The sequence below is a fragment of the Flavobacterium sp. HJ-32-4 genome, from assembly GCF_022532105.1.
Lineage (GTDB): Bacteria > Bacteroidota > Bacteroidia > Flavobacteriales > Flavobacteriaceae > Flavobacterium.
Genome location: NZ_CP092832.1, coordinates 14,629 through 23,930, shown reverse-complemented (window position 1 = coordinate 23,930; position 9,302 = coordinate 14,629). Strand labels below are relative to the sequence as shown.

General features: G+C 49.5%; 6 protein-coding genes. All 6 read left to right on the top strand.

The window, feature by feature from the left end:
- The first annotated feature begins 50 nt into the window (after window positions 1-50).
- The 6 genes from MKO97_RS00095 (at window position 51) to MKO97_RS00070 (ending at window position 9,299) form a co-directional block, all read left to right on the top strand.
- Entirely contained in the window at window positions 51-956 is a 906-nt protein-coding gene (locus tag MKO97_RS00095) for a type IX secretion system membrane protein PorP/SprF (RefSeq protein ID WP_241104042.1), read from the top strand.
- 16 nt (window positions 957-972) lie between these two features.
- Window positions 973-2,928, top strand: a complete 1,956-nt coding sequence (locus MKO97_RS00090) for an OmpA family protein (RefSeq protein WP_241104041.1) — start codon at window positions 973-975, stop codon at window positions 2,926-2,928.
- 77 nt (window positions 2,929-3,005) lie between these two features.
- Entirely contained in the window at window positions 3,006-4,931 is a 1,926-nt protein-coding gene (locus tag MKO97_RS00085; RefSeq protein ID WP_241104040.1) for an OmpA family protein, read from the top strand.
- Between the two features lie 167 nt (window positions 4,932-5,098).
- Entirely contained in the window at window positions 5,099-7,063 is a 1,965-nt protein-coding gene (locus MKO97_RS00080) for a peptidylprolyl isomerase (protein ID WP_241104039.1), read from the top strand.
- Entirely contained in the window at window positions 7,064-7,912 is an 849-nt protein-coding gene (locus tag MKO97_RS00075) for a hypothetical protein (protein WP_241104038.1), read from the top strand.
- The gene (locus tag MKO97_RS00070; RefSeq protein ID WP_241104037.1) at window positions 7,890-9,299 is read left to right on the top strand and encodes a peptidylprolyl isomerase; all 1,410 of its coding nucleotides are present in this window, start codon (window positions 7,890-7,892) and stop codon (window positions 9,297-9,299) included. Before MKO97_RS00075 ends, MKO97_RS00070 begins: the two co-directional genes overlap by 23 nt.
- The last annotated feature ends 3 nt before the right edge of the window (window positions 9,300-9,302 follow it).

Below are 9,302 nucleotides of genomic sequence, written 5' to 3'. Positions count from 1 at the left end.
AAACTTAATTCCGGGAGGTCGACAGGCCTCCCGGGTTAAACAACGTACATATGAGAACACGAATCGTGATTTTTGCCCTGATGCTCACAGGTTGCATCTACGCCCAACAGGATCCGCAGTATACACAGTATATGTATAACACGGTGAACGTCAACCCGGCGTATGCAGGTTCAAGGGGTGTACTAAGTGCTTTCGCCCTCCACCGTGCCCAATGGGTCGGTCTCGATGGGGCGCCTGTCACTAATAACGTTTCCATCCATACACCGATTGCGAATAGTAAAATCGGACTCGGCCTTTCGGTCGTAAACGATGAAATCGGTATTTCGGAGGAGAACGATATCGCGGCCGATGTGTCGTACACTATCCGTACGGGTAATGAATGGAAGATGTCATTTGGTCTGAAAGCCAGTGCGAACCTCCTCAATGTTGATTTTACGAAGTTGACGGTTCCCCCGGGGACGACACTGCCTCAAAATGTAGACAATCGCTTTACTCCGAATATTGGGGCGGGTATCTATTGGCATTCCGATCAAACCTACTTCGGGCTTTCGATTCCGCACATGTTGGAAACCAAGCATTACGAGAACAACACGACTTCAGTAGCCAGTGAGAAAATGCACGTTTACTTTATCGCAGGCCGCGTGTTTGACCTTAATGAGACCATCAAATTCAAGCCCGCTTTGTTGACGAAAATCGTGAACGGAGCGCCGTTACAGGTGGACCTTTCGGGGAACTTTATGTTCAATGACCGATTTGTTGCGGGTGTGGCCTATCGATGGGACGCAGCTTTCAGTGCGATGGCGGGCTTCCAGATAACGGATTCCTGGTTCCTTGGATATGGGTATGACATGGAAACAACGCGTCTGGCGAACTACAATTCCGGATCACATGAAATTTTCCTGAGGTTCGAACTATTCAAAAATTACGACCGTGTCATTTCGCCTCGTTTCTTCTAACGCAAAATCCACAGACATGAAATTAAGACCGATATTCCTGCTGATTGCCTTCAGCCTTCTTTCCGGAAGCGCTTTCGCCCAAAAGAAAGCGGCCTTGAAAAAAGGCGAGAATCGCTATGAGGATTACGCCTATGTGGATGTAATCAAGATTTACGAGCGAATCGCAGCCAGGGGATATAAAGACGAGAAAATGTTCCAGAAGCTAGGTAACGCCTACTTCTTCAACGCGGAATACGAAAAAGCGGAACCCATCTACCGTGAACTCTTTACCATGAACCCGAACCAGCGTCCTGAGTACTTTTACAGGTATTCGCAGGCGCTGAAATCGGCAGGGAAATACGAAGAGGCCGATAAGATGCTCGAGAAGTTCAACGAGCTCGCCGGCAACGATCAAAGGGCCAAGAATTTCGTGGATAACCGGAATTATCTGGAGATCATCAAGTTGAATTCCAAGCGTTTTTATATAGAAGATGCGGGCGTCAACTCCGAATACTCCGACTATGGTTCAGCGCTGATGGGCAATCAACTCGTATTCGCCACAGCGCGTGATACGGGAGGCGTCTCAAAACGCCGTCACAGTTGGAACTACAAGAACTTTACCAACCTCTATGGGGCCGATACTAAGGGTGATTTCGACTCGATTCCGGGCAAACCCTATCGATTCTCAAAAGAGATTAATACAAAGTTTCACGAGGCGTCACCAGTTTTCACGAAAGACGGCAATACGATGTATTTCACCCGTAACAACTATTACGCGGGTCGTCAGGGAACAGACCGTTTCAAAATCACACGCCTTAAGTTATACCGTGCGTCTTTCGTTAACGGAGCGTGGGGTAATATTACCGAGTTGCCGTTCGACAGTCCGGAATACAGCACCGCACACCCTGCGTTGAGTCCGGATGAGAAAACGCTTTATTTCGCATCCGATATGCCTGGTTCACTAGGCGATTCGGATCTCTATAAAGTTGCGATTAACGACGATGGCAGTTTTGGAACACCGGTCAACCTCGGACCTGGGATCAATACGCCGGGGCGTGAGACGTTTCCGTTCATGTCAGATGAAAGTGAACTGTATTTTGCCTCTGATGGACATCCCGGTCTCGGTGGACTCGACGTTTTCGTAGCGCGCATGCGGTCTGACGGTACCTTCCGTAGCGTACAGAACCTCGGGCAGCCGCTGAACAGCCGTCGTGACGATTTTGCTTACATCATCAACACCAAAACCAGAACCGGATATTTCACGTCGAATCGCGATGGTGGAAAAGGATTCGATGACATCTATAAGTTCACCGAGTTGCGTAAACTGAACTGTGAGCAGTTGATTGAAGGTGTCATCCGCGACAGCGACTCAAATGAGCCGATAGCCGATGCACAGGTGACGCTTTTCGATGCCGAAATGGAGAAAATCAAAACAGTCAATACCGACGCTAAAGGCTATTATAACCTGGGAACGGTCGATTGCGAGTCGAAAGTCTATGTGCGTGCAGACAAAGTGGATTACGAAACCACCGAAATGCCGTTCGAACTGCCAAAGAATGGCGGAAATACCTATCTTCCGCTTACTATCAAGAAACGTTTCGTGAAGATCGAAGAAGGAACGGATTTGGCACAGCCTGATGTACTCGATATCCCAACGATTTACTTCGACCTCGATAAGTGGAACATCCGGAAGGATGCCGCGTTCCAGTTGGAGAAAATCCTGGCCGTGTTGAACCAATATCCTACCATGCGTATCGATGTCCGTTCACACACCGACAGCCGCCAGACGCACGAATACAACCAACGCCTTTCCGATCGCCGTGCAAAATCAACCATCGCCTGGTTGGTGCGTAACGGTATCGACCCGAAACGCCTTACAGGTCGTGGTTACGGCGAGACCCAATTGGTCAACAAGTGTGCCGATGGCGTAAAATGTACGGAGGCAGAACACCAGATGAACCGTCGTAGTCAGTTCATTGTCGTCGAATTTTAATTACAACATGAAATAGAGAGGCCTGGTTTTTGACGAAAGAAACGTCGGAAACCAGGTTTTCTTTTCCGTCCTTGATTATGATAAAGCATTTTCTCGTTTGGATCGTTTTGGTGTCGGGGGTGGTGAGCGCCCAAAACGCGCGCCTCGACGCAGCGGATAAAAAGTACAACGATTATTCGTATTTCGATGCCATCGAACTCTATGAGAAAGTGGCGGCAAAAGGCTATAAATCGCCTGAATTGTTCGAGAAATTGGCCGATTCCTACTACTTCAACGCCGATTTTACGAAGGCTGCACAGTGGTACCGGCAATTGTTCGTTTTAGGTGTCGCACCCGACGCGAAGTACTATTTCCGATATGCACAGTCGCTGAAATCGATCGGACGGTATGCCAGCTCCGATTCCATCATGACGCTGTTTTCGCAGAAAGTCAATGGCGACCGACGCGCCGAACTTTTCGCTACACAGAAAGACTATCTCAAACGGATTGCCCGAAACTCGGGTCGGTTCAATATCGTCAATGCCGGCATCAACTCGCCCTACTCGGATTATGGCACCGCCTTTTTCGGGGAGGAACTGGTTTTCGCGACTGCACGCGACACCGGCGGTCCTGCCAGTCGGAAGATGAAATGGACCGGCGAGGCCTTCAGTCAACTATATTCTGCGAAAGCAAAGGTAGACGGCGGTTTCTCTAAGCCCGAACCCTTCTCCAAGGACGTCAATACCAAGTTCAACGAGTCGACCGCAGCCTTTGCCAAGGATAAGAAAACTATGTACTTCACCCGAAATAATTTTGCGGACGGTGAAAAAGGCACCAGTAAAGAGAAGACGACACTCTTGAAGATTTACAAAGCGACGTTTGATGGGGTTGGGTGGACCGACATAGAGGAACTGCCCTTCAACAGTGATGATTTCAGTTGTGCACACCCCGCATTGTCGCCTGATGACCGCACACTCTATTTCGCGTCCGACCGACCGGGCACGCGAGGTGATTCGGACATTTTCAAGGTAGCCATCAACCGCGATGGAACGTTCGGAGAGCCGATTAATTTAGGAGAGGACATCAACACCGAAGCCCGTGAAACCTTTCCTTTTGTTTCAGATGACGGGGAGTTGTATTTTGCTTCGGAAGGGCATCCGGGACTGGGCGGACTCGATATTTTCGTAGCGACACCCGACGAGAAGGGGCATTTCACAGTAGAAAATATCGGCGAACCGGCGAATACCCCTTTCGATGATTTCGCGTTCATGATCGACAGCAAAAGCCGAAACGGTTTCCTGAGTTCCAATCGTCCGAAGGGCATGGGGTCGGATGATATTTACCGGTTTACCGAAACCCGTAAAATTGTCTGCGAGCAAGCATTGGCTGGCCACGTGGTGGATGCAGAAACGGGTGATTTCCTGGTAGACGCACAGGTCACGCTGTTCGATGAGAATTTTACCATGATTACGCAGCAATACGCCGCCGAGTTCGGGGCTTTTAGTTTCCAGGTGAAATGTGGGAAGAAGTATTACCTCCGCGCCACTAAACTCCATTTCGAGACCAAGGAAATCGAAATCAGCATTCCGGAAGAAGTGGGTAAAACCGACGCCAATCTCGAACTCGAGAAACGCAAGCGCCGATTTAAAGAGGGCGACGACGTCGCGAAAGTCCTTAATATCCCGGAAATCAAGTTCGATACCGACAAGTCCGATATCCGGCCTGATGCCGCGTTGGAACTGGAGAAAGTATACAACCTCATGCAGCAATATCCGCTGATGCGTATCGAAATCCGGTCGCATACCGACAGCCGTGCGCCCAAAACCTACAACCAGCAACTTTCGGATCGGCGCGCGAAGTCGACCATGGCCTGGCTGCAAAAACGCGGTATCGCCTCCTTCCGATTGGCCGCGAAAGGCTTTGGCGAAAGCCGTCTGGTCAACCGATGCGCCGACGGTGTCGACTGTACCGAAGCCGAACACCAGCAGAACCGACGGAGCGAGTTTATCGTGACAAAAATGTGACGCGTCGACCGTCGCTTTGTCAATCTTTTTAATATTGTGTTAATACTAAGCAGGAATCTTGCACAGCCGGGCCGAATTGTTAATTTTGTTCGGCTTTTCCGGGTCCGGACGGCCGATGCCACCGCGCCCAAAAAGCCTGACAAAACTGATTTATCCCGCATCCTGAAATGAAAAAACTGTTCTTAGGATTGCTGTTCTGCGCAGGCCTCGCCGCGTACGGACAGTCCGTAAAGAAAGAGGTGCTCTTTACCATCGATGGCAAGCCGTTCTATACCGATGAGTTCGCCCGGGTATACAAAAAGAACCTCGATCTCGTCAAGGACGAATCTCAAAAAGACCTTGACCAGTATCTCGAGCTTTTCATCGGATACAAACTGAAGATCACGAAAGCGTATCGCCAGAACCTCCAGGACAATCCGAAGTACCAGGCGGAGCTCAAGACCTATCGAAACCAACTCGCCAAAAACTACCTTACCGATTCCAAGGTGACCAACGAGTTGATGCAGGAGGCGTACGATCGCTATCTGAAGGAAATCAAGGCAGCACACATACTTATCCTGGTGGATGAGAACGCCACACCGGCCGATACGCTCAAGGCGTACAAGCAAATTCAGGATATCCGTAAACGCGCGCTCGCCGGCGAAGACTTCGGAAAACTGGCACAGGAATCCTCCCAGGATCCCAGCGCAAAAGAAAACAAAGGGGAACTGGGCTATTTCTCTGCCTTCCGTATGGTATATCCCTTTGAAACCGGCGCCTATAAAACGCCAAAAGGACAGGTTTCGGGCATTATCCGGACGCGCTTCGGTTACCATTTGATCAAAGTAGAAGACATCCGCGATAACCGGGGAGAGGTTTCCGTAGCCCACATCATGATCAGCAAGCCGTCTACCGACGACAAAGATGCGGCTGCGAAGGCAAAAACGACTATTGACGAAATCTACCAGAAATTGAAGCAGGGTGAGAACTTCGAAGCCCTTGCACAGCAGTTTTCCGACGACAAGACTTCGGCTTCCAAAGGCGGCCAGATTGGACGTTTTGCTTCCGGTGAATTGAGTTCGGAGGAATTTGAAGACGTCGCTTTCTCGCTTACCAAAGACCATCCTGTGTCAGAACCGTTCCAAACCGCGTTCGGATGGCACATCGTTAAATTACTCGAGAACTTTCCGGTCAAGACGTTTGACGAGATGAAGACCGACCTTGAGTCTAAAATCAAACGCGACGACCGTTCGCGCCTCATCGTCGAATCGATGAACGAAAAACTGCGGAAAAAGTATGCCATCAAGCGTGACGATAAAGTGTATACCGCAACAGCTAAAGCCGTGTCGGATGCAATCTATGAAAGCAAATGGGCGCTTCCAACCGATACAAAACCCTATGACAAAACGTTGGTAACGATTGCCGACCGCAAACTGACCGGAACCGACTTCCTCAATCATATTGCAACCGAACAACGTGAAAAAGCGGAAATCAAGCCGCTGGCACGTCAAATCGATGCCTATTACCAAAGTTTCCTCGATAGCGAGTTGAATAAGTATTATAACGACAACCTCGAGAATGAGTTCCCCGAGTTTGCTGACGTTATGACCGAGTACCGTGACGGATTGCTGCTTTTCGACCTTATGGAAAAGGAAATCTGGGAAAAATCGAAAACGGACACAGTCGGGCTGAAGGATTTCTATAACCTTCACAAAGACCGCTACCAGTGGAAGAACCGTGTGAAAGTCATGATGGTTTCCTCTACCAAGGAAGACGTGCTGAAGAAGGCGCAGAAGATGCTTAAGGAAGGGAAAGATGCGGCTGCCATCAAAGCGGCGTTGAACACGAAAGAGGCGGTGAATGTCATGGTAACAGAAGGTACGTTTGAAGAAGGTAGCGACGTGTTGCCATCTAATGTCACCATGAAGAAAGAGGTAACGGAACCGGTCAAAAAAGGATCGTACTTCTTTGCCGCGAAGGTGCTTGATACGATTCCGGCCGGACCCCGTACATTGGAGGAAGCAAAAGGAAAAGTCATCAACGACTACCAGCAGTTTCTTGAGGAGAATTGGGTTACCAACCTGAAAAAGGAGTTTTCGATACAGGTAGACCAGGCCGCATTTGCGCGTGTCAAAAAAGAAATCAAACCGTAAGTGACGCGTGCCGCCGTTATAGGGTTCCTGTTGCTGTTTTGTGCCTGTAGTAAGCCCGAAGCAAAAAAAGGAGCGATTGCGCGTGTCGGCAAATCCTATTTGTATCCGTCGGACCTTGTGGGCCTCATGCCCGCCGGTACATCCCCCAAAGACAGCGTCGCCATGGTAAAGGCATTTATCGACCGTTGGGCCGCGGGGAAGTTGTTGATGGAGGCGGCAGAACGAAACGTCGGTAAGGAGAAGAAAGAGGAGTTCAATCGGTTGATCCGGGATTATAAAGTCGACCTTTACACGAAAGCGTACCTCGAGCAATTGGTACAACAAAGTGTAGATACACTGGTAACGGAGACGGAACTGAAGGCCTATTACGATGAAAATCGGGATAATTTCCGGGCAACCGGAATGCTGGTGCGGCTGCGGTACATCAACGTGCCGAAGGACCATCCGAAGTTCGGGCAGATCCGTTCGAAGTTCCTGGATTTTCGGAAATCGGATAAAAAGTTCTGGGATACGTATCAGTTGCAGTTCCAGAATTCGGCGTTAAATGATTCCGTTTGGGTCGAGATGAACGAAATTTACCGCCGATTGCCGTTCATTACGCCGGAAAACCGGAACGAGTTCATCGCGCCGGGCATTTCCTACCAACGGGCGGAAGGAACAGGGGTGTACCTGGTGAAGGTGCGGGATGTGGTCGATCGGAATGAGATCGCGCCTTATTCCTTCCTGAAACCCACATTGAAAGAAGTCATATTGAACCGTCGCAAGCTCGATATGATCAAGAAAATAGAAAAGGATATTACAGATGATGCCATCAAAAATGAAACGTATGAAATTTATAAAAAGCCCTAAACTGCTGGTTGCCTTTCTGGTACTGTCATCCTTGACCGTATCGGCGCAGGAGATTATCCGCGACACCGTGCCGGCAGCCAAAAAGACCGGGCAACGCCAGAAAGTGGATGGCATCGTGGCTACGGTAGGAAGCTACCTGATTCTCTATTCGGACATCGATAAGGCACGTGTGGAAATCACCGCTTCCGGCGAATCCGCAAAAGACATTACCGATTGCCAGTTACTCGGGAAGCTGATGGAGGACCGTTTGTATGCCCACCAGGCTACGCAGGACAGTATCACGGTCAGTGACGCCGAACTCAACGCCCAAATGGAAGAGCGTATCGCGGCCATGCTTGAACAACTCGGCCCCGGTTCGACCGTCGATAAACTGGTGAAACTGTACAAAAAAGACTCTGAGGCCGATTTCCGTTCCGAATTTCTCGAAATCCTGAAGCTCAACCGCCTCAGCAGCGAGATGACAAAGAAAATCATCGATAAGATCGAGATCACGCCGGAAGAAGTGCGTAATTTCTTCAAACGGATTCCAAAAGACGAGTTGCCGGTCTTCAATGACGAAATCGAGGTGGCGCAAATCGTCATCAAACCAAAAGTGTCGGAAGACGAAAAACAGAAAGTAATTGAACGACTTAAAGAGTTCAAACGACAGGTGCTGGCGGGTGAGTCAAGCTTTTTCAGTAAAGCGGTACTCTACTCACAGGATCCAGGTTCGAAATCGAATGGTGGTTTTTACAAAATGACCCGTAAAACCCCTTTCATCAAGGAATTTAAGGATGTGGCGTTCAGTTTGGGAGAAGGGGAGATATCGGAACCGTTTGAGACTATTTACGGATTCCATATCATCCTGGTAGAAAAAATACGCGGACAGGAAGTCGACCTTCGCCATATCCTCCTGACACCTAAAATCACCGATGCGGCGATGCAGGAGGCTAAGGAGAAAGCCATCAACATCCGCAACAAAATAGTCGGGGGCGAGATTTCTTTCGCCGATGCGGCACGCAGTGAATCGGATGAGAAAGAAACCCGTGCGAATGGCGGACAATTGGTAAACCCACGTACACTGGATACCAAGTTCGAACTGACGAAAATGGACCCGTCCCTTTACAGTCAGGTATCCGGCCTGCAGACGGGTGAGGTGTCCCAACCCATCCAGGATCAGGACGAAACCACCCAACGTATCTGGAAACTGATCATGGTCACCAACCGCATTCCGTCGCATACGGCGGATTACGCAAAAGATTACCTCAAAATCAAAGAACTCGCCCTTAAGGAGAAACAGATTCGTGAAGTAGGGAAGTGGATGGCAGAGAAAATAAAGGACACTTACGTGAAAGTCAACGGCGACTTCCGCGATTGCCCCTTCACGAATAACTGGCTCAAGAAATAATCA